Raw genomic sequence first — 21895 nt, 5'->3', positions numbered from 1 at the left:
CACGGTGCTAGTCCTCGAGCTGGATGTAGCGCAGTGGGTGAACGTCGATGGCGGTGGTCTGCCAGCCCTTGACCTCGGGTGAGACCAAGTGGGCGCTGACATAGTCGTAGAGCGGCAGCAGGGCGTGGTCGTCGAGCAGCATCTGCTCGGCCCGGGTCATCAGTTCGGCGCGGCGCTCGGTGTTCAGCTCCCGGGTGCTGCGCTCGACCAGGGCGTCGTAGGCGTCGTTGCGGTAGCCGGTGCTGCGCTGTGCGGAGCCGCCCTTGGCATAGGCGTTGAGAAAGTCGTAAGGGTCGTTGATGGTGGCGACCATGCCGTAGCGGGCGATCTCGAAGTCGCCCTCGTTGACCGTCGCGTAGTGCACGGCCGCCTCGGCGTTGATCAGTTCCACCTCGACGCCCAGCGGCTTCCACATGGCGGCCACGGCCACGGCGATCTTCTTGTGGTCCTCGAGGGTGTTGTAGCGCAACGTCACGTGCAGCGGGTTGTCGGGGCCGTAGCCGGCCTCTTGCATCAGGCGCTTGGCCCGCGCCAGTCGTTGCTCCATCGGCTGCTCGGCGACATCCAGCGAGCCTCGGGTGCCGCCCTCGGCAGCGCGCGGCACATACCAGTACGAGGCGCGCTGTCCCATGCCGAGAATGCGGTCGGTGATCACCTCGCGACGCACGGCGAGGCTGAGGGCCTCGCGCACGCGTTCGTCGGCCAGTGGCTGGCCGTCACGCAGGTTGAACATGTAGAAGTATTCGGCGACCAGCGGCCCCACGCGGAGGGACTCGCCGAGATTGTCCTTCACCCAGTCGAAACGCGAGGCGGGCACGCCGGAGTAGGAGATGTCCAGGTCTCCGGCGCGGAAGCGGTTGAGGGCGGAACCGGTGTCGTCGATGGGATAGAAGGTCACGCCGTCCAGGGAGACTGTGTCGGCGTCGTGGAAGTGCGGGTTCCGGTCGAGGTCGATGCGTGCCTGGGGGCGCCATTCCCGCAGGGTGAAGGCGCCGCTCGACACCATGGTGCCGGGGCGGGTCCATTCATCTCCGGCTTTTTCGACGAGATGGCGGGGCAGCGGAGCGGCCTCGGTCATGGCCAGCGCCTGCAGGAAGTAGGCGGTGGGCTCGTCGAGCTGGATGACCAGGGTGTGTTCGTCCGCTGCCGAAACGCCGAGCTCGCTCGGCTCGGCCTGGCCGGTATTGACTGCCCGGGCGTTTTTTATCGGGTAATAGAGATTGGCGTTGTGGCTGGCGATGGCCGGTTTCAGCAGGCGCCGCAGGGCGAAGACGGCGTCGTCGGCGGTGATTGGCGTGCCATCGGACCACTCGGCCTGGCGCAAATGGAAGGTGTAGGTGGTGCCGTCGTCGCTGATGGTCCAGGACTCGGCGAGGCCGGGGACCAGGCTGCCATCGGCGGCATAGGTGACCAGGCGCTCGAACAGCTCACGGGTGATGCGGGTCTCCCAGACGCCATTGGTCTTCTGGGGATCGAGCGTACCGGGTTCGGCGCCATTGCCGACCTGCAGGACGGCGGCAGGGGCGCTCTGCGCCGCGCCGGCCACCAGGGTGGCCAGCAGCGCCGCACGCGTGAAACGGTGAGACAACATGGGGCATTCCTTCGCGAGTCAACATTGACGGTATGGTGCGCTCGACCGGGGAGCGCACCGTTCAGGAAACACTGCTTAAATGCCTGCGCGTGCAAATCGCTGCGTTGCGTGGTGCTCGAAAGCTCGCCTAACTAATTGTTATGTCTCGCTTTCTGTGCTCCGTGCGTCTTGCGCTTCACGACGCTTGGCGATTTATTCAGCGTTTCCTCGACAGCCTGAGGGTCACTTGTCGAACGAGATCCAGCGCGAGGGATGGTCATCCTCGACGTTGTCTTCCCAGCCGCTGATGGCCGGGTTGACCAGGTTGCGCGACACGTAATAGAGCAGCGGCAGGATCGCGTAGTCGTTCAGGGCCGTCTGTTCGGCCTGCTCGAGCAGGGATTCGCGCTTGTCGGCATCGAGGGTATGGGAGGCCTGGTCCGTCAGGTCGTCGAACTCGGCATTGGAGTAGGCGCCGTAGTTGTTGCCGACCCCGCTGTGCAGCAGGCTGAGGAAGTTCTCGGCGTCGTTGTAGTCGGCGATCCAGCCGGCCCGGGCGATGTCGAAGTCACCCTCGGCGATGGTCTGGTAGTGCACCGTGGCTTCCGAGTTGATCATCTCGATCTCGACGCCCAGCGGGCGCCACATGGCAGCCAGGGCGACGGCGATCTTCTTGTGCTCGTCGTTGGTGTTGTAGCGCAGACGCAGGTGCAGCGGGCTGTCGGGACCATAACCGGCCTCGGCGAGCAGCTGCCTGGCGCGTTCCATGCGTTCGTCCATGCTGCCTTCCTGCGGCATCTGCTGGACGTCGTAATGGTGGATGCCCTCGGGCACGAAGGAACGCGAGGGCAGGAAGGTGCCGCCCATGATCTGCTCGGAAAGTACCTTGCGGCGCACGACGAGACTGAGCGCCTCGCGCACCTTCGGGTCAGCAGTCGGGTGGCCCTCGCGATGGTTGAAGACGTAATAGTAGCTGCCCAGGTAGGGCGCCATGTGGGTGGCGTCGGGCAGTTCCTCCTGCAGCATGCCGTACAAGCTGGAGGGATATTCGCGCATGATGTCCAGCTCGCCCGAGCGGAAGCGCGAGACGCCGGCGTTGCGGTCCTCGACCGTGTAGTAGTTGACCCCGTCCAGCGCGATCTCGTCGGCGTCGTAGTATTCGGGATTGGGGCTCACGCTGATGCGCGACTGCGAGACCCATTCCTCGGGGGTGAAGGCGCCGTTGGTGACGATGTTGTCGAGCTTGACCCACTTCCTCCCGTATTCCTCGACGGCGTGCTTGGGTGCCGGGTAGGCGGTGTAGTGGGTCAGCAACTGGATGAAGTAGGGCGTGGGCGCGGTGAGCTCGACCTGGAAGGTACGGCCGTCATCGAGGGAGGCCACGCCCAGGGCGTCCAGGGGCTTCTCGCCGGTGTTGACCGCTTCGGCGTTGACGACCGGATAGAGCATGTAGGCATATTTGGAGGCGTTCTTCGGGTCGAGCAGATGTTGCCAGCCGAACACGAAATCCTCGGCGGTGACCGGTTCGCCATCGGACCAGGCGGCGTCCTCGCGGATGTGGAAGGTATAGGTCCTGCCGTCGTCGGAGACCTCCCACGAGGTCGCCATGCCGGGCAGCACCTCGCCGTCCGGGGCCTTCTTGACCAGGCCTTCGTAGACGTCCATCAGGATCTGGGATTCCCAGATACCACCGGACACCTGGGAGGTATCGAAGGAAGCGAGTTCACCGGTGACGCCCAGGTTGAGCGTCTGTGCCCATGCGGGCGTCGTCACAAGGGCGGCAGCGAGCGCGATGGCGCCCGCCAGGGGAGTGCGGTTGTGGGTCATGGATTTCTTCCCTGACGTTGTTGTTGTGGTCGGCACAGGAGGTCGGTGCCGCTCTCTTCGACCTTCGGACGAGCCCGGCAAGAAGTCCATGTGAAATTTTACATAGCGTGTTACGTATCCTGCATGATCCCGAGCTGGCGCCGTCTGGACGGACGTTCGTGCGGGACGGGATGACGCTGTGAGGGCATTTGGCTACAATGCTCCTCTTTCCCTGCCGCCGGGCTTCGTCCGGCGGACATTTCTTTGCGCAATCAGGCGAACGCCATGCAGGAAGTCAATCCCATCAACCACCTCATCAAGGACCTGTCTGAGCGGACAGATGTCCTGAGGGGGTATCTTTGACTATGCCGAGAAGAAAGAACGGCTAGAGGAAGTCACCCGCGAGCTCGAGGATCCAGAGGTCTGGAATGACCCGGATTACGCCCAGAAGCTGGGCAAGGAACGGGCGACCCTGGAGATGGTGGTCGACACCATCGATACCCTGGAGCGCGGCCTGAACGACAACCGCGACCTGCTCGAACTGGCCGAGATGGAGGAGGACGCGGACACCGTCGACGAGGTGAGCCGCGAGCTGGAAAGCCTCCGGGCCGATCTCGAGAAGCTCGAGTTCCGGCGCATGTTTGCCGGCGAGATGGACCCCAACAACGCCTATCTGGACATCCAGGCAGGCTCGGGCGGCACCGAGGCCCAGGACTGGGCCAACATGCTGCTGCGCATGTACCTGCGCTGGGCCGAGCACCATGGCTTCAAGGCCGATCTCATCGAGCTGTCCGCCGGCGAGGTGGCGGGGATCAAGTCGGCCACGGTGCATATCCAGGGCGAATACGCCTTCGGCTGGCTGCGCACCGAGACCGGCGTGCACCGGCTGGTGCGCAAGAGCCCCTTCGACTCCGGTGGCCGTCGGCATACTTCTTTCGCCTCGGTCTTCCTGTCGCCGGAAGTCGACGACAGCTTCGAGGTCGAGATCAACCCGTCGGATTTGCGCGTCGATACCTATCGTTCCAGCGGCGCCGGCGGTCAGCACGTCAACACCACCGACTCGGCGGTACGGATCACCCACGAGCCGACCGGCATCGTGGTGGCCTGCCAGAGCCAGCGCAGCCAGCACGCCAACCGCGACTTCGCCATGAAACAACTCCGGGCGAAGCTGTGGGAACACGAGATGGACAAGCGCAACGCCGCCAAGCAGGCCGCCGAAGACTCCAAGGCAGACATCGGTTGGGGCAGCCAGATCCGTTCCTATGTGCTGGACGACCAGCGCATCAAGGATCTGCGCACCGGCGTTCAGTCGAGCAGTTGCGAGAAGGTGCTGGACGGAGATCTGGACCAGTTCATCGAAGCCAGCTTGAAACAGGGTTTATAGCAGCGGGCCACGAGTTGCGAGCGGCGGGATACGCACGGCTCGCAACTCGAGAGCCAGGGAGCTAGAGACAGCCCGAAGCCCATTCTTACAGGTAGCAATATGGCCCACCAGGACAATTCGCAAGCCCCTGCGGGGACCCAGGACGAGAATCACCTGATCGCGGAACGACGGGCCAAGCTGGCCGCGCGCCGTGAGCAGGCCGCCGCCAGCGGTGGCAGCGCCTTCCCCAATGACTTCCGCCGCGACAGCCTCGCCGCCGAACTGGCCGCCGAACTGGGCGACAAGGACAAGGCCGAGCTCGAGTCGCTAGGGCGGCCGGCCGCCGTGGCGGGGCGGATCCTGCGCAAGCGCGGGCCCTTCATCGTCATCCAGGACGCCTCCGGCCAGATCCAGCTCTACGTCGACAAGAAGGGGCTGCCCGCCGAGACCCTCGAGGACATCAAGGGCTGGGACATCGGCGACATCGTGGCCGGCCGCGGCCCGGTGCACAAGTCGGGCAAGGGCGATCTCTATGTGATGATGGAAGAGGCGCGCCTGCTGACCAAGAGCCTGCGGCCGCTGCCCGACAAGTTCCATGGCCTGACCGACATGGAAGCCCGCTATCGTCAGCGCTACGTCGACCTGATCATGAACCCCGACTCGCGTCGGGTCTTCGAGACGCGCGCCGGCGTGATCAGCGCCATGCGTCGCTTCTTCGAGGATCACGGCTTCATGGAAGTCGAGACGCCGATGCTGCAGCCGATTCCCGGCGGCGCGACGGCCCGGCCCTTCATCACCCATCACAATGCGCTGGACATCGACATGTACCTGCGCATCGCCCCGGAGCTCTACCTCAAGCGCCTGGTGGTGGGAGGCTTCGAGAAGGTCTTCGAGATCAACCGCAATTTCCGCAACGAGGGGCTGTCCACGCGTCACAACCCTGAGTTCACCATGGTCGAGTACTACCAGGCCTACGCGGATTATCAGGATCTCATGGACTTCACCGAGGCCATGCTGCGTACCGTGACCCGTGAAGTGCTGGGCGATACCACCGTGGTCAGCACCGTGCGTGACAGCGAGGGCGAAGTGCTCGAAACCTTCGAGTACGACTTCGGCAAGCCGTTCGAGCGCCTCAGCGTGTTCGACGCCATCCTGGCCTACAACCCGGATATCACCGCCGAGGCACTGGCCGACGAGGCCGCGGCGCGGCAGATCGCCGAGCGCCTGGATATCGACGTCAAGGATGGCTGGGGGCTCGGCAAGGTCCAGATCGAGATCTTCGAGAAGACCGTCGAGCATCGTCTCCAGCAGCCGACCTTCATCATCGACTATCCCACCGAGGTCAGCCCGCTGGCGCGCCGCAAGGATACCGATCCCTTCGTCACCGAGCGCTTCGAGTTCTTCGTCGGCGGTCGCGAACTGGCCAATGGTTTCTCCGAGCTCAATGATGCCGAGGACCAGGCCGAGCGCTTCGCCGCCCAGGCCGCGGAGAAGGACGCCGGCGACCAGGAGGCCATGTACTACGATGCCGACTACGTGCGCGCCCTGGAGTACGGCCTTCCGCCCACGGCGGGCGAGGGCATCGGCATCGACCGCCTGGTGATGCTGCTCACCGACAGCGCCTCGATCCGTGATGTGCTGTTGTTCCCGGCCATGCGGCCTTCCGCGGACTGAAGACGCTGCGCGCCTGGCCTGGACCGGGCTCGCCGCCTTTCGATCGTTTCGCAGGCGGCCATTTTGGCCCTCATGCGAGTGACCGGTCGGGAAATGTTGGTAAGGGGCGCCCCTGGCGCCCATAATGGTCAGCGTTTCGACGTCGAGGAGACCGTGATGAAACTGCTCAACCGCTCCGCCCTGAGTGTCAGGCCGACCCAGCATTTCGTCGACTGGATCAACGCCCTGGAGCCCACCGTGGGCGACGACGACCTGGCCCTGGAGGACGTCGAACGGGAAAGTACCGTCTACCTGATTCCAGAGATGGACACGCCCGAAAATCTCGAGGCCTTCGTGCGCGAACGTTATCTCGAGATCCTCGAGACCGAGCTGCGCGCCTGGGAAGAGGACGAGCGCCAATGGCCCGAGACGCTGGACTGGGCGCTCTTCCAGCGCTTCCTGTGCATCGAGCACAGCTATCTGGCCATCGACCTCGATGATGAGGCGGCCCTGGAGGTTGCTGAGGTGGATGACAGTATGCTGCTGGAGACCGACCAAGACTGAGGAAACGCTGCTTAAATGCCTGCGCGTGCAAATCGCTTCGTTGCCCGGTGCTCGAAAGCTCGCCTAACTAATCGTTATGTCTCGCTTTCTGTGCTCCGGGCGCCTTGCGCTTCACTACGCTCGGCGATTTATACAGCGTTTCCAAGGTGCTGAATTCTTGGCGAGAAGAGTCTGTTTTCGCTGACTTTTCGCACGGTTAGGTGATTTATCCAGTGTTTCCAAGGTGCTGAGTTCTTGACGAGAAGAGTCTGCTCTCACTGACTTTTCGTACAAGACCAGCGGGCTTGTATGTAGGGTGCCGGTCCCGCCGGTGATAGGGCGGGTACCATTGAGTCTGATGAGGGGCGCCGGGAAAGCGCCGCTCCCCTTCGATTGGTTTTGAAGGAAGTTCAAGGTGCGCCCAAGCTCCGTGCCTTGATGCGTGATATCCCTGTCACTCGCTCTTGAAAGGTGAAACCGGCCCGGCGCCGGTTTTTCCGTGGAATGGATCCTGGTTCATGAGTCGACTCTTCGCGACCCGAGAGGGTGATGATGGTCTGCCCGGCCCCGAGCGCCGGCTGGCCGTGCTGGCGTTGATCTTCGGCACCACCATGGCGGTGGTGGACGCCACCATGATCAATCTGGCGTTGCCTTCCATCGCCGCGGATCTCGAGGTGGCGTCGGCCAGCGCCGTCTGGGTCACCAATATCTTCCAGGTGACCTGCGCTGCCTTTCTGCTGGTGTTCTCCGGGCTGAGCGAGGTGGTCGGGCGTCGTCGTCTCTATGTTGCGGGGCTGGCGCTGTTCGCCGTGTCGGCGGCGGGCAGCGCGCTGTCCCGCGATCTGAACACCCTGCTGGCGTTTCGCGCCCTGCAAGGCTTGGGTGCCGCGGCGACCCTGTCGATCGGACCGTCGCTGTATCGCACCATCTTTCCATCGCGGCTGCTGGGCAGCGCCCTGGGGTTGAGTTCCCTGGTGGTGGCCACCGGTTATACCGCGGGGCCGGCGATCGGCGGCCTGGTGCTGTCCGTGGCCGACTGGCCCTGGCTTTTCGCCCTGCCAGTGCCGATCGGCGTCGTCGCCGTGATCCTGGCCTGGCGGGCCCTGCCCCGTGAGCCGGGCCGGCGTGGAGGCTTCGACGCGGCGGGAGCCGGCTGCTCGATCCTTGCGCTCGGTGCCCTCTTTCTGGCCATGGATGGCGTGGGCCATCAGACGCCCGTCTGGCAGTCCCTGGGCTGGCTGGCGTTGAGCCTGGTCGTCGCTGGATTCTTCGTGTGGCGCCAGCGGCGCGCTCCCCATCCGCTGTTGCCGTTGACGCTGTTTCGCCAGCGTCGCTTCAGCCTGGCGGTGTCGGCCTCGGGGCTCGCCTTCATCGGCCAGGGGCTGGCCTTCGTGGCCCTGTCGTTCCTCTATCAACAGGGCATGGGCTTTTCGCCCCTGAAGACGGCCTGGCTGTTCACTCCCTGGCCGCTGGCGATCATGGTGGCGGGGCCGCTGGCGGGCCGACTCGCCGACAGGGTCAATCCCAGCCTGTTGTCCTGCCTGGGGCTGGTGGTGCTGATCGCCGGGATGATCGCGCTTGCCGACCTCGAGGCCGAGGCCGGCGTGGTCGACTGCCTGTGGCGCACGGCGCTATGCGGGCTGGGCTTCGGCATTTTTCAACCGCCCAACAATCGCGAGTTGATGGCCAGCGTGCCGGCCGAGCGCAGCGCCAATGCTTCCGGCGTGATGAGTACCACACGCACCGTGGGACAAGCCCTGGGCGTGGCCCTGGTCGGCGCTTGCCTGTCGGTGGGCGCGCCGGTCCAGACGGCGCTCTGGGGTGGCGCGGTGGCCGGGGGGCTGGCCTTGCTGGCGAGCTTCGGCCGGGTTTCGTTGGCTGGCGAGGCAGCGCGAACACGTCGTCGTGCCGCCAGCGAACGCGTACAATGAGGACGACATTCACCATCGGGGAGCCGACATGAGCACCCAGTCGATCATCGAGGAAAAGCTCCAGGCCCTCGAGCCCACCTTGCTGACGGTGGAGAACGAGAGCCATATGCACAATGTGCCGCCGAACGCCGAGACCCACTTCAAGGTGACCCTGGTATCGTCGCGTTTCGAGGGCATGATGCCGGTGAAGCGGCACCAGCAGATCTACGCCCTGCTGGCCGATGAACTGGCCGGTCCCGTGCACGCCCTGGCGCTGCACCCCTACACCCCGGAAGAATGGCAGTCGCGGGGCGAGGCGCGTCCTGATTCGCCGAACTGCCGGGGCGGCGGGGCCTCGTGACCACCGAGCCGCATCGGCTGCAATATCTGGAGGCCATGGGCCTGACGGCCTGGGTGGCGCGCTATCGCCTGCCCAACGCTCGGCCGACCGAGGCTTGCGAGTGGGAGCCGGAGCCGGCCGGGGAGGCCGGCTCCCGTGCTCCCGGCGAACGCCTGCACGCGTTGCTGGATGATGCCGCCGAGGCGTCATCGACGTCAGCGCCGTCGAATGAGTCGACGACCCGGCCTTCGGCAGGACAGGGCAGGGCCCGCGCCCTGCTGGGGGATCTGGTGCCGGGGGAGGCGTCCGCTTCGACCGCCACACCGCCTCCGGCTCCGCCGGTTTCCACACCGACCGAGGCGCCCGCCGAGGCGTTGCGCTTCACCTGGCAGGTGACCTGCCTGGATGGGCGCTGGCTGGTGGTTCTGCCCCGCGATGTCGGTCCCAGTGATGTGGAGTATCGCCTGCTCGGCAACCTGTTGCGGGCGGCCGGTGTGGTGCCTTCCCGGCCGCCGAGCTTCGAGACCTTCCGCTGGCCGCAGCTCGAGGGCCTGCCGGTCGAGGCGCCTCTGGAAGAAGCGCAGGAAGGGCTGCGGGCCTTCCTCAACGGTCGCCGGCAGCGTGGCTGGGTGCCGGAGCGGCTGCTGGTGTTCGGTGACGACGCTGTCCTGAACGACTTGCTGGCGCTCGCCGAAGGGCAAAGTGGCCTGCTGTCGATGCCGGTGTGGCAGGGCCCCGACCTGAAGGAACTGGCGAGTGGCGCCGAGGCCAAGCGAGCACTGTGGCCCCGCATGCAGGGCTGGAAGCGCGACTGGCGTGTCGGCGACGAGGAGAGTCGAGCCGATGCCTGATCCCTCTCCGGCGCCCCTGGGGCGCTCGGCCCTGGCGGCCCTGGTCGAGCTGGAGCGCGTGTACCAGACCTACCCCTTGTCGGCGGCCCGGCTGAAGGCGGCGCTGACGGATGGAGCCGATGTGGTGTTCGGTCTCGAGGAAGACGGCGAATTGCTCGGCTATGCCATTCTCTCGCGTCTGCCTTTCGATGCTGAGCTTCAGTCCATCCTGGTGGCTAGCCATGCGCGTCGTCGTGGCTTGGCGGTGGCGCTGATGGAGGCAGTAATCGCCCAGGCGAAAGCCTGGAAGAGCGAGCGGCTGCTGCTGGAGGTCAGGGAAGCCAATGCGCCGGCGATCACGCTCTACCGGCGCATGGGGTTTGCCGAGGATGGGCGCCGTCGCGACTATTACCCGTCGCTGGACGGCGCCGGGCGGGAGGACGCCTTGCTGATGTCACGCCACCTGGGCGGGGCGTGAACCGGGGCTCAGCCTGGCTGCTGCTGGGGCGCCGGCTGCTCTTGCTGCGATGACTGCTCGGTCTCGACATCGTCGAACTTGCCCAGCAGCGCCGACAAGCGACGTTCCCACTCCTCGCGTTCCTGCTTGAGGCGGGCGTTTTCCTCGCGCAGCTCCTCGGCTTCCATCTTCATCAACTCCAGGGCCTCGACGGCGCTGGAGACTTTCTGTTCGAGCTGGTTGAAGAGTTCGATGCTCATCCGTTTCTCCTGATGATGTCCTGCTGAGTCGGGCCCGGCCCGCCGAAAGCGTCCTGCCATCGGCAGCGTAACGCCACCGAGGGGGCTCAGCAAGCGTCTTCGGTGGGTGAATCCTCACCCGTGGGCCGGCGCCGATACAGTCGTCCGGTGCTGTCGCCCGCGCGGACTTCCCGATGCAGGATCCAGTTGGCCGGCACTTCCGGGGCGAGGGTCGATTCGGTCTCCAGGTAGATGCTGGCATCGTCGCTCAGCCAGCCGCCTTCCAGGGCCGCGCAGCAGGCGGCCGCCAGGTCCTGGCGGAAGGGCGGATCGAGGAAGACCAGCGAATGAGGCGTCGGTTCGGCGTCGAGAAAGCGCATGACGTCGGCATTGACCACTCGGGCATGGGTAATGCCGAGCGTGGCCAGGTTGTCTTCCAGGGCGCGGCTCGCCCGGGCGTCGAGCTCTACCAGGATGGCGTCATGGGCGCCACGCGACAGGGCTTCCAGGCCGAGGGCGCCGGTGCCGGCGAAGAGGTCCAGGACCCGAGCGCCGGCGAGGCCGGGCCCAAGCCAGTTGAAGAGCGTCTCCCGGACACGGTCCGGCGTGGGGCGCAGCCCCGGCAGGTCGATCACGGGGAGCAGGCGGCGGCGGTACTCGCCGCCGATGATGCGCAACTGGCCCCGGCCGCGATTCCCGTCTCGGCGACGGGGGGCGCGGGAGTGGCGCGATGGGCGGGAAGGGGAGCGGCGTCGAGTCATGAGGGCCGATTGTAGCGGGCGTCTTGTCCACAGTCATGGTGCGCGATGGTAGGATGTGACGATTCGTTCACCCGCGAGGCTGAATCCCCCCATGTTCGGTTTTTTCAAGCGCAAGAAGAAGCAGGAAGAACAGGCGTCCCAGACGCCTGAGCAGGAGGTCGAGCGCGACGAAGCGGCGCTCGCCGATGAGGAAGCGGCATCTGCTCCCGAAGTCGAACCCGAGCCCGCCCCCGAGGTCGAGTCGGAGCCCGCCCCTGAGGTCGAGCCCGAGCCGACGCCCGAGGTGGAGCCGGACCCCGTTCCCGAGGTCGAGCCCGAGCCGACGCCCGAGGTGGAGCCGGAGCCCGCTCCCGAGGTTGAACCCGAGCCGACGCCTGAGGTGGAGCCGGAGCCCGCTCCCGAGGTCGAGCCTGAACCGACACCCGAGGTGGAGCCGGAGCCCGCTCCCGAGATCGAGCCTGAACCGGAACCGACGCCCGAGCCGGCCGCCGCGGCACCTCGGGAAAAGCCCCGTGGTGAAAAGAAGGGCTGGTTCGCTCGCATCAAGGATGGGCTCGGCAAGACACGGGCCAATCTGACCGACGGCCTGGCCGGGCTGTTTCTCGGGCGCAAGCAGATCGACGACGATCTGATGGAAGAACTCGAGACCCAGCTGCTGATGGCCGATGTGGGGATCGAGGCGACCACCGAGATCATCGACCGACTCACCGAGCGGGTCTCCCGCAAGGAACTCAAGGATCCGGAGGCGCTGTTCAAGGCGCTCCAGGAGGAGCTGGCGAGCCTGCTCGATGGCGTCACCCAGCCCCTGGAGCTGCCGCCCAAGGGTGAAGGTCCCTTCGTCATCCTGGTGGTCGGCGTCAACGGCGTGGGCAAGACCACCACCATCGGCAAGCTGACCCAGCGCTTCCAGCGCGAGGGGCGCAGCGTGATGCTGGCCGCCGGCGATACCTTCCGCGCCGCTGCCGTGGAGCAGCTCAAGGTGTGGGGGGAGCGCAACAGTGTGCCGGTGGTGGCCCAGCATACCGGCGCCGACAGCGCCTCCGTGGTCTACGATGCCCTGGCGGCGGCCCGTGCGCGCGGCGTCGACGTACTGATTGCCGACACCGCCGGACGCCTGCACAACAAGTCGCACCTGATGGAAGAGCTGAAGAAGGTACGGCGGGTGATGGGCAAGCTCGATGCCGACGCGCCTCATGAGGTGATGCTGGTGCTCGATGCTGGCACCGGCCAGAACGCCCTGTCCCAGGCTTCGACCTTCAACGAGGCGGTGCCGGTCACGGGGATCACCTTGACCAAGCTCGACGGTACCGCCAAGGGCGGCATCATCTTCGCCCTGGCGCAGCAGCTCGGCACGCCGATTCGCTTCATCGGCGTGGGCGAGACGCTGGATGACCTGCGCCCGTTCGCGGCCCGCGAATTCGTCGATGCGCTCTTCGACAGGGACGATGCCGCGGCATGATCGCCTTCGAACACGTCGGCAAGCGCTATGGAGGGCGCTTCGAGGCGCTGGCCCATCTCAACTTCCGGGTCGGGCGTGGCGAGATGGTCTTTCTCACCGGTCACTCCGGGGCCGGCAAGAGTTCCCTGCTGCGCCTGATCATCCGCCTCGAGCGGCCCAGTCGGGGGCGCATCCTGGTGGCAGGCCATGACATCGATCGCCTGCATCATACCCAGGTGCCCTTCTACCGGCGCCAGATCGGCGTGGTCTTTCAGGACCACCAGCTGCTTTTCGACCGCTCGATCTACCACAACGTGGCCCTGCCGCTGGAGATTCAGGGCATGGAGCCCAGGGAGACCTCGCGCCGTGTCCGGGCGGCGCTCGACAAGGTCGGGCTGCTGCATCGCGAGCGGGCCCTGCCCATCGAGCTGTCGGGCGGCGAGCAGCAACGGGTGGGCATCGCCCGGGCGGTGGTCAACAAGCCGGCCCTGCTGCTGGCCGACGAGCCGACGGGCAACCTCGACCCTCAACTGTCGGCCGACATCATGTCGCTGTTCGAGGACTTCAATCGGATCGGCACCACGGTGATGGTGGCCAGTCACGACCTGGCGCTGATCGCCCGGCTGCGGCACCGTACCCTGCGCCTTCACGAAGGGCGCCTGGTGGCCGACGAGGAGGCCCTATGAGCCGTCAGGCACAAAAGCCGGCCCAGCGTGGCGCCCGGGCCTATCGAGCCGGCGCCAGTGGGCGCTGGCGCAGCTGGGGACGTCACCATCGCGCCATGGCCCGGGACAGCGCGATGCGCCTGCTGCGCCATCCGTTGAGTAGCCTGCTGACCATGCTGGCCATCGCGATCGCCCTGGTGCTGCCGGCCGGCCTGTGGCTGGCCCTGGACGGTGCCCGGCTGCTCGATGCCGAACTCGACGAGAGTGCCACCCTGACGGCTTATCTCGCCGAGCGGGTCGACGACGGCGAGGCCGGACGCATCGAGGAAGCGCTGGCGGCCCAGCAGGGCGTGGCGGATACTCGCTTGATCACCGCCGCCGAGGGCATGGCCGAGTTTCAGCAGTCACTGGGGCTCGAGGATGCCCTGGCGCGCCTGCCCGACAACCCGCTGCCGGCAAGCGTGGTGATCTCGCCCGTCGATCCTTCGCCGGAGGCCGTGCGTCGGCTGGCCGATGAGCTCGAGGGGCTGAATGGCGTCGAGGAGGTGCGGCTCGACCTGGCCTGGCTGGAACGCCTGCGCCATCTGGCGGAACTCGGTCAGCGGGTCACCCTGGCGCTGGCCGTGCTGTTCGGCATGGGCGTGCTGCTGGTGGTGGGCAATACCATCCGGCTGGCCGTGGAGAACCGCCGTCAGGAGATCGAGGTGGTGACGCTGATCGGTGCCACGCATCCGTTCGTGCGGCGCCCCTTCCTGTACAGCGGCGCCTGGTACGGCCTGGGAGGCGGTGTCCTGGCCTGGGGACTGTTGACGCTCGGCGGCGACTGGCTGTCCGGGCCGGTCTCGGCGCTGGCGGCCAGCTATGGCGCCAGTTTCGCGCTGCCGACCCTGGGGATCGGGGGCTCGGCAACGCTTCTGGCCTGTAGTACACTACTTGGCTGGCTGGGAGCCTGGATCGCGGTCAGTCGTCATCTGGCGCAGATCCGTCCCCGCTGATGCCATGAGGGAAGCTGTCACGAAAGCATCATGGCAAATTCATTGCGAGCCGGAACCAACTCGGTCTATTGCCGTCAAAAGCAGCGATTACCGATCCACACTTGGGTTTCGAGGGAGACAACCTGCAAATGAGCACCAGTCTTCTGCCGGTGGGCCACCTTTCACCGGGTCACGACCTCAATGGTTACATCCAGGCGGTGAACGGCATTCCCATGCTCACCGTGGACGAGGAACGTGAGCTGGCCTTCCGCCTGCACGACGAGGGCGATCTCGAGGCGGCGCGCCGTCTGGTGATGTCTCACCTGCGTTTCGTCGTGCACATTGCGCGGAGTTATTCCGGGTACGGCCTGGCCCAGGCCGATTTGATCCAGGAAGGCAACGTCGGCCTGATGAAGGCGGTCAAGCGCTTCGACCCCAATCAGGGCGTGCGCCTGGTATCCTTCGCCGTGCACTGGATCAAGGCCGAGATCCACGAGTTCGTGCTGCGCAACTGGCGGATCGTCAAGGTCGCCACCACCAAGGCCCAGCGCAAGCTGTTCTTCAACCTGCGCGGCGCCAAGAAGCGCCTGGCCTGGCTGAACAGCAACGAGGTCGAGGCCATCGCCAAGGATCTCGACGTCAAGCCCGAAGTGGTGCGCGAGATGGAAGGCCGTCTTTCTGCCCACGACGCCGGCTTCGATGCCGCGCCCGGCGAGGACGAGGAATCCGCCTATCAGGCGCCGGTCCATTATCTGGACGACGCCTCCCAGGATCCGGCCACGCAGCTCGAGGACAGCGACTGGGAGGAAGACTCCACCCAGCGCCTGCAGGCGGCCCTGTCCGAGCTGGATGAGCGTTCCCGCGATATCCTCCAGCGTCGCTGGTTGAGCGACGACAAGTCGACGCTCCATGATCTGGCCGATGTCTATGGCGTGTCCGCCGAGCGCATCCGTCAGCTCGAGAAGAACGCCATGAAGAAGATTCGGCAGAGTATCGGCGATACCTTGGCTGCATGATGGTGTGCTGATTGCCTGACAGTCGGTATCTCGCCGTCGCAGGCGGCATGGAAAAACGCCCTGGCCATTGGCCGGGGCGTTTGCGTTACGGGGCTCTCGTAAGGTGTCAGGCGGGCTGCGGCGCCTCGCGCAGCAGGCGGGCGGAGAGCGCTGGCCACTGGTCGTCCCAGTGTTCGGTGGGGCGGCGCTTGAAGTCGCTGCGTACGTACTGGGAGATGCGCCCCTCGGCGTGGGCCAGCAGCATGTTGGCGGCGGCGGGAATCGGCATCGCCGGGCGCCGTCCTTCGCGTAGCTCGGCCTCGCGCAGCACCTGCTTGAGCTGGGTTTCCAGGCGTTCGAACAGTTGATGGATGCGCTGTCGCAGCCGGGCGGTCTCGCCGGTCAGGGCATCGCCGCCCAGCAGGCGCGAAAGGCCGGGGTTCTTTTCGGCGAAGCCCAGCAACAGGGTGAGGATCTGGCCGCAGCGCGGCACCGCTTCGGGCACCTCCTCGAGAATGCGGGCGATGCGTTCGAACAGCGTCTGCTCGATGAACTCGATGAGTCCCTCGAACATGCGTGCCTTGCTGGGGAAGTGGCGGTAGAGAGCCGCTTCCGAAACGCCGATCTGGCGGGCCAGGGCGGCGATGGTAATGCGTTTGCCACTGTCTTCCTCCAGCATCAGCGCCAGTCCTTGCAGAATCTGGTCGCGACGGCTGGAGGGGGAAGCTTCCTGCGTCATGGTGTGCTTTTCTTATCGCTCGTTGGGAAAGGATCAGTCGTCGTGGGGCTCGTCTCCGGCATTGGTGATCAAGGTGCCGACACCGGCGTTGGTGAAGATCTCGAGCAGGGTGGCGTGAGGCACCCGGCCATCGATGATATGGGCGCTGGCCACGCCGCCCTTCACGGATTCCAGGGCGCAGCGGATCTTCGGCAGCATGCCGCCATGAATGGTGCCGTCGGCGATCATGGCGTCGACCTGGGCGGTACTGAGGCCGGTCAGCACCTCGCCGTCGGCATTCATCAGTCCGGCCACGTTGGTCAGCAGCATCAGTTTCTCGGCGTCCAGTGCCTCGGCCACCTTGCCGGCCACCAGGTCGGCGTTGATGTTGAAACTGCGGCCTTCGGCATCGACGCCGATCGGGGCGATCACCGGAATGAAATCGCGGCTGGCGAGCATCTCGATGAGATCGGTGGAGATGTGTTCCACCTCGCCCACATGCCCGATGTCGATGATCTCCGGGGCGGTCATTTCCGGGCTCTGGTGCTCGACCTTCAGCTGGCGGGCGCGAATCTGGGCGCCGTCCTTGCCGGTCAGGCCGATGGCCTTGCCGCCGCACTGGTTGATCAGGTTGACGATGCCCTTGTTGACCAGCCCGCCGAGCACCATCTCGACGACGTCCATGGTCTCGGCGTCGGTGACGCGCATGCCGTTGACGAAGCGCGACTCGATGTTGAGCTTCTCGAGCAGTTCGCCGATCTGCGGGCCGCCGCCATGAACGACCACCGGATTGATGCCGACTTCCTTCATCAGGACCATGTCGCGGGCGAAGGAGTCGATCAGCGGGTCTTCGGTCATGGCGTTGCCGCCGTACTTGACCACCACGGTCTTGCCGGAGAAGCGCTGGATGTAGGGAAGTGCCTCGGAGAGTACTTCCACTACCTGGCGCGGGTCGCGAGTCTGTTCGGTCATGTCGGGTCCGTGTCGTGTCGGGGAAGCGTCAGAGCGTGATCTCGAGCGTCGGGTCGACCTGCTCGAGGGCCGCGGCGAAACGGCTGCGAATGCGCTGCAGCGCCTCCTCGCTCTTGCCCTCGAAGCGCAGCACCAGCACCGGCGTGGTGTTGGAGGCGCGGCACAGTCCCCAGCCGTCGGGGTAGTCGACGCGAATGCCGTCCAGGGTGGTCTTGACGCCTTCGTCACCGAAATCGCCTTCCCGGGCCAGGCGCTCGACCAGGTCGAACTTGGTCTCGTCGGTGACCGTGACGTTGATCTCGGGGGTGCCGATATCCTGGGGATAGCGCGCGAAGAAGGCGTCGGTGTCGAGGGACTGGCGCGACAGCACTTCCAGCAGGCGGGCGGCGGCGTAGAGGCCGTCGTCGAAGCCGAACCAGCGCTCCTTGAAGAAAATGTGACCGCTCATCTCGCCGGCGAGCTGGGCGCCGGTTTCCTTCATGCGTGCCTTGATCAGCGAATGGCCGGTACGCCACATCTCCGGCGTGCCGCCGGCTTCCTCGATCACCCGGGCCAGGTTGCCGGTGCACTTGACGTCGAAGATCACCCTGGCACCGGGGTTGCGCTCCAGCATGTCCTCGGAGAGGGCCATCATCAGGTGATCGGGGTAGATCATCTTGCCCGAGGGGGTGACCACGCCCAGCCGGTCGCCGTCGCCGTCGAAGGCCAGGCCGATGTCGGCGCCGCGAGCCTGGACCTCGGCGATCAGGTCCTTGAGGTTTTCCGGCTTGCCGGGGTCCGGGTGGTGGTTGGGGAAGGTGCCGTCGATCTCGGCATAGAGCGGGATGGTCTCGGCGCCGAGGCGCTCGACGAGCTTCGGACCGAGTTCACCGGCCACGCCGTTGCCGCAGTCCACCACGGCCTTGATCGGCCGCGTCAGGACGACATCGCCGAGGATGCGTTCCAGATAGGCCTCGCGCAGGTCCTGCTCGCTCACCTGGCCCTGGCCTTCGGTCAGGTCGCCTTCTTCCAGGCGGCGGTGCAGGTCGGTGATGGTCTCGCCGGACAGCGTCTCGCCACCGAGCACGATCTTGAAGCCGTTGTAGTCGGGCGGATTGTGGCTACCGGTGACCATCACGCCGGAGGTGGTGCCTTCCACCACGTGGGTGGCGAAGTAGAGCACCGGGGTGGGCACCATGCCGATATCGATCACGTCACAGCCCGAGGCGGTCAGGCCGCGGGTCAGCGCCGCGAGCATGCGAGGGCCGGAGAGGCGGCCGTCGCGGGCGACGATCACGCGGGATTCGCCCTTCGCCCTGGCGGCACTGCCGATCGCCCGGCCGATGCCTTCGACACCGGGCTCGGTGAGGGTGTCGTCGACCACGCCGCGAATGTCGTAGGCGCGGAAGATGGAGGCGGGGGCGATATGGGCCTTGTCTGTCGTCATGTCATCGGTCCTTGATCGTGAATGAAGTCAATGGCGCTGTCGGGCCAGTAGTGATAGCCGGGTCAGTGACGGCCGGAACTGCCGAAGCCGCCCATGCCCCGGGCACTGGCGTCGAAGTCGTCGACGACCTCGAGATCGGCCTGCACCACGGGTACCAGAACATACTGGGCCAGGCGCTCGAAGGGCTCCAGGGTGAAAGAGGTGTCGCCCCGGTTCCAGACCGAGACCATCAACTCTCCCTGGTAGTCGGAGTCGATCAGGCCCACCAGGTTGCCGAGCACGATGCCGTGCTTGTGGCCGAGCCCCGAGCGGGGCAGGACCATGCCGGCCAGGCCCGGGTCGGCAATGTGGATGGCGAGTCCGGTGCGCACCAGTTCGCAGTCGCCGGGTTCGAGGGTCAGGGGGGCGTCGAGCAGGGCTCGCAGGTCCATGCCCGCCGAACCGGCGGTGGCGTAATGGGGCATATAGTCGCGCATGCGCTCGTCGAGCAGCTTGACGGCGAGGCGGGGGCGGTCGGGAAAAGTCGGCATCGGGTGTCTTCCGGAATCGGGGTGTCAGGCGTGGTGAGTGGTGTTCAGGCGGCTCAGTGCCCGCTTCAGGACGGCCTCGGCCAGTCGTGACTTGGGTTGCGGGGGCTGGGCGTCGCGGTCGATGGCGTCGCCGTCTTTCCAGAGCAGCACGGCGGCGTTGTCGTCGGCGCCGAAGCCGAGCCCATCCTGGGAAACGTCGTTGGCCACCACCATGTCGAGCTGCTTGCGCGTCAGCTTGTCGCGGCCGTAACGCTCGAGGTCGCGGGTCTCGGCGGCGAAGCCGATGACGAAGGGGCGGTCGTCCCGGGCGGCGATGCGGGCAATGATATCGGGATTCTTGACCAGGCGCAGGGTCATGGCGTCTTCGTCATCGCGCTTCTTGAGCTTGTGCTCGGCCGGGGCTTCGGCGCGGTAGTCGGCCACGGCGGCGCAGCCGATGAAGAGGTCGCAGTCATCGGCGAGACGTTCGGCGGCCGCCAACATGTCGTTGGCGCTTTCCACGTCGTGCCGGGTCACGCCGTACGGCGTGGCCAGGGCTACCGGGCCGCTGATCAGGTGCACCTCGGCGCCCAGGGCCACGGCGGCGGCGGCCAGGGCGTAGCCCATCTTGCCGGAGCTGTGGTTGGAGAGGTAGCGCACCGGATCGAGGGGCTCGCGGGTCGGCCCGGCGGTGATCACCACCTTCAGCCCTTCGGCGGGCCGCTCGGCCGTCCCGGCCAGGGCGGCGAAGATGTCCTCGGGCTCGAGCATGCGGCCCGGCCCCACGTCGCCACAGGCCTGATCGCCGCTGTCGGGGCCGAGCAGCTGCCAGCCGTCTTCGGCGAGCCGGTGGGCGTTGCGCGCAGTGGCGGGGTTACTCCACATGGCCTGGTTCATGGCCGGTGCCATGAACTTTTCGGCGCGGCTGGCCAGACACAGGGTGGTGAGCAGGTCGTCCGCCTGACCATGGGCCAGGCGTGCCATCAGATCGGCCGTGGCGGGGGCGATCAGGATGCGATCGGCCCAGCGGGCCAGTTCGATGTGGCCCATGCCGGCCTCGGCCTCGGGATCGAGCAGCGAGGTACGCACCGCTTCGCCGGTCAGGGCCTGGAGCGTCAGGGGCGCAATGAAGGCCTGGGCGCCTTCGGTCATGACCACGCGAACCTCGAAGCCCGCCTGCTTGAGCAGGCGAGCCAGGTGCGCGCTCTTGTAGGCGGCGATACCGGCGCCGATCCCGAGCAGGATGCGTTTTCCGGGCAATGCAGACATGGCGGTGTCCAAGCGTGAATCCGGTCGTCTACCTTACCACTCGCGGTGTGGCTTGCGTAGCCGGCCCCGCGCGGACGAGGCACGGCGACTACACTGGATGGCGAAGGGATGCCGAGAAGGGGCAGGGGCGGCGTGCATGACCAGGGTACTGGACATGTACGGGAGGCAAGGATGTCGATTCGCGACTGGCCGGAGGGCGAGCGCCCCCGGGAAAAACTCTTGGCGCTGGGCTCGGAGGCGCTTTCCGATGCCGAGTTGTTGGCGATCTTTTTGCGCGTCGGGGTGCCGGGACGCTCCGCCGTGGACCTGGCGAGGGACACGCTGACGGCCTTCGGTGGCCTGCGCCCCCTGCTGGAGGCCGATGAACGGGCCTTCTGCGCCGGGCGCGGGCTGGGGCAGGCCAAGTACGTTCAACTACAGGCAGTGCTGGAACTGGCGCGACGCCACCTGGCCAGTCGGCTGGATCGCGAGGCGGCCTTGACCTCGCCGGGGCTGGTCCGCGACTACCTGACGTCGCGACTGCGCCACCTCGGGCATGAGGAGTTCGCCGCGCTGTTCCTCGACAGCCAGCACCGGGTGATCCGTTACGAGTCGCTGTTCCGGGGCACGCTGGACAGCGCCTCGGTCTATCCCCGCGAAGTGGCGCGTCGTGCCCTGGAGCTGGGGGCGGGGGCGCTGATCTTCGCGCACAATCATCCTTCCGGAGTGGCCGAGCCGAGCGACGCCGACCGGCGCATCACCGAGCGGCTCAGGCAGGCGCTGGAGTTGTTCGAGGTCCGGGTGCTGGATCACTTTGTGGTGGGAGATGGAGAAGTGGTGTCATTTGCCGAGCGTGGCCTGTTATAATCTCGTCTCTCGCTTGTCTGGCCCGGCCAACTCTGGTATAAAGTGCAGCCTTTGAATTCCCTTGGGTCAAATGACACGGGTCGTCCCGGTTTGCCCGACAGGTTTTGAACACTCAGGTTAATACCCTGGCCAAGCGGTTGGAGGCTCTCATGTCCAAAGTATGTCAGGTTACCGGCAAGCGCCCGGTGACTGGTCACAACGTATCCCACTCTCAGCGCAAGACCCCGCGTCGTTTTGTGCCGAACCTGCACACCCATCGCTTCTGGGTGGAAGCCGAGAAGCGCTTCGTCAAGCTGCGCGTTTCCACCAAGGGCATGCGCATCATCGACAAGAAGGGTATCGACGCGGTGCTCAGCGATATCCGCAAGCGCGGCGAGACTGTTTAAGACACTCCAGCGCCCGATCCATGAGGGAGAAGAGTCATGCGTGACAAGATCAGAATGGTGTCCAGCGCCGGTACCGGCCACTTCTACACCACCGACAAGAACAAGCGGAACACTCCGGACAAGCTCGAAATGAAGAAGTTCGATCCGGTGGCCCGCAAGCGCGTCATCTACAAGGAAGCCAAGATCAAGTGATCGCGATGCCGGTGCGCTGACGCGCTCGGCATC

General features: G+C 66.0%; 23 protein-coding genes. 14 read left to right on the top strand and 9 right to left on the bottom strand.

The genetic code is table 11. From position 1 onward, the window contains the following. Positions 1 to 7 precede the first annotated feature (7 nt). Together HELO_RS15550 and HELO_RS15545 are read right to left on the bottom strand one after the other, a co-directional pair. On the bottom strand, positions 8 to 1591 hold the full coding sequence (locus HELO_RS15550) for a peptide ABC transporter substrate-binding protein (protein ID WP_013333602.1): 1584 nt from the start codon (positions 1589 to 1591) through the stop codon (positions 8 to 10). 222 nt (positions 1592 to 1813) lie between these two features. Next, positions 1814 to 3397 (bottom strand): peptide ABC transporter substrate-binding protein, encoded by a 1584-nt coding sequence (locus HELO_RS15545; protein ID WP_013333601.1) that lies wholly within the window; start codon positions 3395 to 3397, stop codon positions 1814 to 1816. 264 nt (positions 3398 to 3661) lie between these two features. On the opposite strand from HELO_RS15545, the gene prfB reads away from it, so the two are divergent. From prfB to rimI, 7 genes are all read left to right on the top strand, one after another. Beyond that, a protein-coding gene (gene prfB / locus HELO_RS15540; protein ID WP_095522731.1) for a peptide chain release factor 2 occupies positions 3662 to 4760 on the top strand; the annotation gives its coding sequence in 2 pieces (ribosomal slippage) (positions 3662 to 3736 and positions 3738 to 4760; 1098 coding nt in all). A gap of 99 nt (positions 4761 to 4859) precedes the next feature. Beyond that, complete coding sequence (lysS, locus tag HELO_RS15535) at positions 4860 to 6413, top strand: lysine--tRNA ligase (protein ID WP_013333599.1); 1554 nt, start codon at positions 4860 to 4862, stop codon at positions 6411 to 6413. A 156-nt stretch (positions 6414 to 6569) separates the two neighbouring features. Then, complete coding sequence (locus tag HELO_RS15530) at positions 6570 to 6956, top strand: hypothetical protein (protein WP_041602190.1); 387 nt, start codon at positions 6570 to 6572, stop codon at positions 6954 to 6956. A gap of 497 nt (positions 6957 to 7453) precedes the next feature. Continuing rightward, positions 7454 to 8866 carry an MFS transporter gene (locus tag HELO_RS15525; RefSeq protein WP_013333597.1) on the top strand — a complete coding sequence of 471 codons (1413 nt, stop codon included), beginning with the start codon at positions 7454 to 7456 and terminating at the stop codon, positions 8864 to 8866. A gap of 28 nt (positions 8867 to 8894) precedes the next feature. Then, positions 8895 to 9206 (top strand): BolA family protein, encoded by a 312-nt coding sequence (locus HELO_RS15520; protein ID WP_013333596.1) that lies wholly within the window; start codon positions 8895 to 8897, stop codon positions 9204 to 9206. Continuing rightward, entirely contained in the window at positions 9203 to 10036 is an 834-nt protein-coding gene (locus HELO_RS15515; protein ID WP_013333595.1) for a hypothetical protein, read from the top strand. Before HELO_RS15520 ends, HELO_RS15515 begins: the two co-directional genes overlap by 4 nt. Then, positions 10029 to 10493 carry a ribosomal protein S18-alanine N-acetyltransferase gene (gene rimI, locus HELO_RS15510; protein WP_013333594.1) on the top strand — a complete coding sequence of 155 codons (465 nt, stop codon included), beginning with the start codon at positions 10029 to 10031 and terminating at the stop codon, positions 10491 to 10493. Before HELO_RS15515 ends, rimI begins: the two co-directional genes overlap by 8 nt. Before the next feature lie 8 nt (positions 10494 to 10501). Here rimI and HELO_RS15505 read toward each other — a convergent pair whose 3' ends face one another. Further along, the gene (locus HELO_RS15505) at positions 10502 to 10732 is read right to left on the bottom strand and encodes a cell division protein ZapB (protein WP_013333593.1); all 231 of its coding nucleotides are present in this window, start codon (positions 10730 to 10732) and stop codon (positions 10502 to 10504) included. An 86-nt stretch (positions 10733 to 10818) separates the two neighbouring features. Continuing rightward, positions 10819 to 11472 (bottom strand): 16S rRNA (guanine(966)-N(2))-methyltransferase RsmD, encoded by a 654-nt coding sequence (gene rsmD / locus HELO_RS15500; RefSeq protein WP_013333592.1) that lies wholly within the window; start codon positions 11470 to 11472, stop codon positions 10819 to 10821. A gap of 91 nt (positions 11473 to 11563) precedes the next feature. Between rsmD and ftsY the strand changes: the two genes are divergently transcribed. The 4 genes from ftsY (at position 11564) to rpoH (ending at position 15565) form a co-directional block, all read left to right on the top strand. Further along, entirely contained in the window at positions 11564 to 12931 is a 1368-nt protein-coding gene (ftsY, locus tag HELO_RS15495; RefSeq protein ID WP_013333591.1) for a signal recognition particle-docking protein FtsY, read from the top strand. After that, entirely contained in the window at positions 12928 to 13596 is a 669-nt protein-coding gene (gene ftsE / locus HELO_RS15490) for a cell division ATP-binding protein FtsE (RefSeq protein ID WP_013333590.1), read from the top strand. The genes ftsY and ftsE overlap by 4 nt, the downstream gene beginning before the upstream one ends. Further along, entirely contained in the window at positions 13593 to 14570 is a 978-nt protein-coding gene (ftsX, locus tag HELO_RS15485; protein ID WP_013333589.1) for a permease-like cell division protein FtsX, read from the top strand. Before ftsE ends, ftsX begins: the two co-directional genes overlap by 4 nt. A 128-nt stretch (positions 14571 to 14698) precedes the next feature. Then, entirely contained in the window at positions 14699 to 15565 is an 867-nt protein-coding gene (gene rpoH / locus HELO_RS15480) for an RNA polymerase sigma factor RpoH (RefSeq protein ID WP_013333588.1), read from the top strand. A 106-nt stretch (positions 15566 to 15671) separates the two neighbouring features. On the opposite strand, the gene slmA is transcribed toward rpoH, so the two are convergent. From slmA to coaBC, 5 genes are all read right to left on the bottom strand, one after another. Continuing rightward, positions 15672 to 16283, bottom strand: a complete 612-nt coding sequence (slmA, locus tag HELO_RS15475; RefSeq protein ID WP_013333587.1) for a nucleoid occlusion factor SlmA — start codon at positions 16281 to 16283, stop codon at positions 15672 to 15674. A gap of 33 nt (positions 16284 to 16316) precedes the next feature. Continuing rightward, positions 16317 to 17234 (bottom strand): acetylglutamate kinase, encoded by a 918-nt coding sequence (argB, locus tag HELO_RS15470; protein WP_013333586.1) that lies wholly within the window; start codon positions 17232 to 17234, stop codon positions 16317 to 16319. A gap of 28 nt (positions 17235 to 17262) precedes the next feature. After that, a complete protein-coding gene (locus HELO_RS15465; RefSeq protein WP_013333585.1) occupies positions 17263 to 18660 on the bottom strand; it encodes a phosphomannomutase/phosphoglucomutase in 1398 nt (465 codons plus the stop codon). A gap of 62 nt (positions 18661 to 18722) precedes the next feature. Continuing rightward, positions 18723 to 19190: a dUTP diphosphatase gene (gene dut, locus HELO_RS15460; RefSeq protein WP_013333584.1), complete on the bottom strand. Its 468-nt coding sequence runs from the start codon at positions 19188 to 19190 to the stop codon at positions 18723 to 18725. Between the two features lie 24 nt (positions 19191 to 19214). Beyond that, entirely contained in the window at positions 19215 to 20438 is a 1224-nt protein-coding gene (gene coaBC / locus HELO_RS15455; RefSeq protein ID WP_013333583.1) for a bifunctional phosphopantothenoylcysteine decarboxylase/phosphopantothenate--cysteine ligase CoaBC, read from the bottom strand. Between the two features lie 171 nt (positions 20439 to 20609). Here coaBC and radC point away from each other — a divergent pair, with 171 nt between their 5' ends. The 3 genes from radC (at position 20610) to rpmG (ending at position 21862) form a co-directional block, all read left to right on the top strand. After that, complete coding sequence (gene radC / locus HELO_RS15450; RefSeq protein ID WP_013333582.1) at positions 20610 to 21284, top strand: RadC family protein; 675 nt, start codon at positions 20610 to 20612, stop codon at positions 21282 to 21284. A 149-nt stretch (positions 21285 to 21433) separates the two neighbouring features. Continuing rightward, on the top strand, positions 21434 to 21670 hold the full coding sequence (rpmB, locus tag HELO_RS15445) for a 50S ribosomal protein L28 (protein ID WP_013333581.1): 237 nt from the start codon (positions 21434 to 21436) through the stop codon (positions 21668 to 21670). Positions 21671 to 21706: 36 nt separating this feature from the next. Next, entirely contained in the window at positions 21707 to 21862 is a 156-nt protein-coding gene (gene rpmG, locus HELO_RS15440) for a 50S ribosomal protein L33 (RefSeq protein WP_013333580.1), read from the top strand. Positions 21863 to 21895 lie beyond the last annotated feature (33 nt).

The sequence above is a fragment of the Halomonas elongata DSM 2581 genome, from assembly GCF_000196875.2.
Taxonomy (GTDB): Bacteria; Pseudomonadota; Gammaproteobacteria; order Pseudomonadales; family Halomonadaceae; genus Halomonas; species Halomonas elongata.
This window is presented reverse-complemented; position numbering and strand designations above follow the sequence as displayed.

What these genes read in the sequence shown, in the direction of transcription:
- rpmG (WP_013333580.1), top strand. Translation starts at nt 21,707, where the DNA reads ATGCGTGACAAGATCAGAATGGTGTCCAGCGCCGGTACCGGCCACTTC.
- coaBC (WP_013333583.1), bottom strand. Translation starts at nt 20,438, where the DNA reads ATGTCTGCATTGCCCGGAAAACGCATCCTGCTCGGGATCGGCGCCGGT.
- ftsY (WP_013333591.1), top strand. Translation starts at nt 11,564, where the DNA reads ATGTTCGGTTTTTTCAAGCGCAAGAAGAAGCAGGAAGAACAGGCGTCC.
- ftsX (WP_013333589.1), top strand. Translation starts at nt 13,593, where the DNA reads ATGAGCCGTCAGGCACAAAAGCCGGCCCAGCGTGGCGCCCGGGCCTAT.
- HELO_RS15545 (WP_013333601.1), bottom strand. Translation starts at nt 3,397, where the DNA reads ATGACCCACAACCGCACTCCCCTGGCGGGCGCCATCGCGCTCGCTGCC.
- argB (WP_013333586.1), bottom strand. Translation starts at nt 17,234, where the DNA reads ATGACCGAACAGACTCGCGACCCGCGCCAGGTAGTGGAAGTACTCTCC.
- rsmD (WP_013333592.1), bottom strand. Translation starts at nt 11,472, where the DNA reads ATGACTCGACGCCGCTCCCCTTCCCGCCCATCGCGCCACTCCCGCGCC.
- dut (WP_013333584.1), bottom strand. Translation starts at nt 19,190, where the DNA reads ATGCCGACTTTTCCCGACCGCCCCCGCCTCGCCGTCAAGCTGCTCGAC.
- HELO_RS15530 (WP_041602190.1), top strand. Translation starts at nt 6,570, where the DNA reads ATGAAACTGCTCAACCGCTCCGCCCTGAGTGTCAGGCCGACCCAGCAT.
- radC (WP_013333582.1), top strand. Translation starts at nt 20,610, where the DNA reads ATGTCGATTCGCGACTGGCCGGAGGGCGAGCGCCCCCGGGAAAAACTC.
- slmA (WP_013333587.1), bottom strand. Translation starts at nt 16,283, where the DNA reads ATGACGCAGGAAGCTTCCCCCTCCAGCCGTCGCGACCAGATTCTGCAA.
- ftsE (WP_013333590.1), top strand. Translation starts at nt 12,928, where the DNA reads ATGATCGCCTTCGAACACGTCGGCAAGCGCTATGGAGGGCGCTTCGAG.
- rpoH (WP_013333588.1), top strand. Translation starts at nt 14,699, where the DNA reads ATGAGCACCAGTCTTCTGCCGGTGGGCCACCTTTCACCGGGTCACGAC.
- rpmB (WP_013333581.1), top strand. Translation starts at nt 21,434, where the DNA reads ATGTCCAAAGTATGTCAGGTTACCGGCAAGCGCCCGGTGACTGGTCAC.
- lysS (WP_013333599.1), top strand. Translation starts at nt 4,860, where the DNA reads ATGGCCCACCAGGACAATTCGCAAGCCCCTGCGGGGACCCAGGACGAG.
- HELO_RS15465 (WP_013333585.1), bottom strand. Translation starts at nt 18,660, where the DNA reads ATGACGACAGACAAGGCCCATATCGCCCCCGCCTCCATCTTCCGCGCC.
- HELO_RS15505 (WP_013333593.1), bottom strand. Translation starts at nt 10,732, where the DNA reads ATGAGCATCGAACTCTTCAACCAGCTCGAACAGAAAGTCTCCAGCGCC.
- HELO_RS15550 (WP_013333602.1), bottom strand. Translation starts at nt 1,591, where the DNA reads ATGTTGTCTCACCGTTTCACGCGTGCGGCGCTGCTGGCCACCCTGGTG.
- rimI (WP_013333594.1), top strand. Translation starts at nt 10,029, where the DNA reads ATGCCTGATCCCTCTCCGGCGCCCCTGGGGCGCTCGGCCCTGGCGGCC.
- HELO_RS15525 (WP_013333597.1), top strand. Translation starts at nt 7,454, where the DNA reads ATGAGTCGACTCTTCGCGACCCGAGAGGGTGATGATGGTCTGCCCGGC.
- HELO_RS15520 (WP_013333596.1), top strand. Translation starts at nt 8,895, where the DNA reads ATGAGCACCCAGTCGATCATCGAGGAAAAGCTCCAGGCCCTCGAGCCC.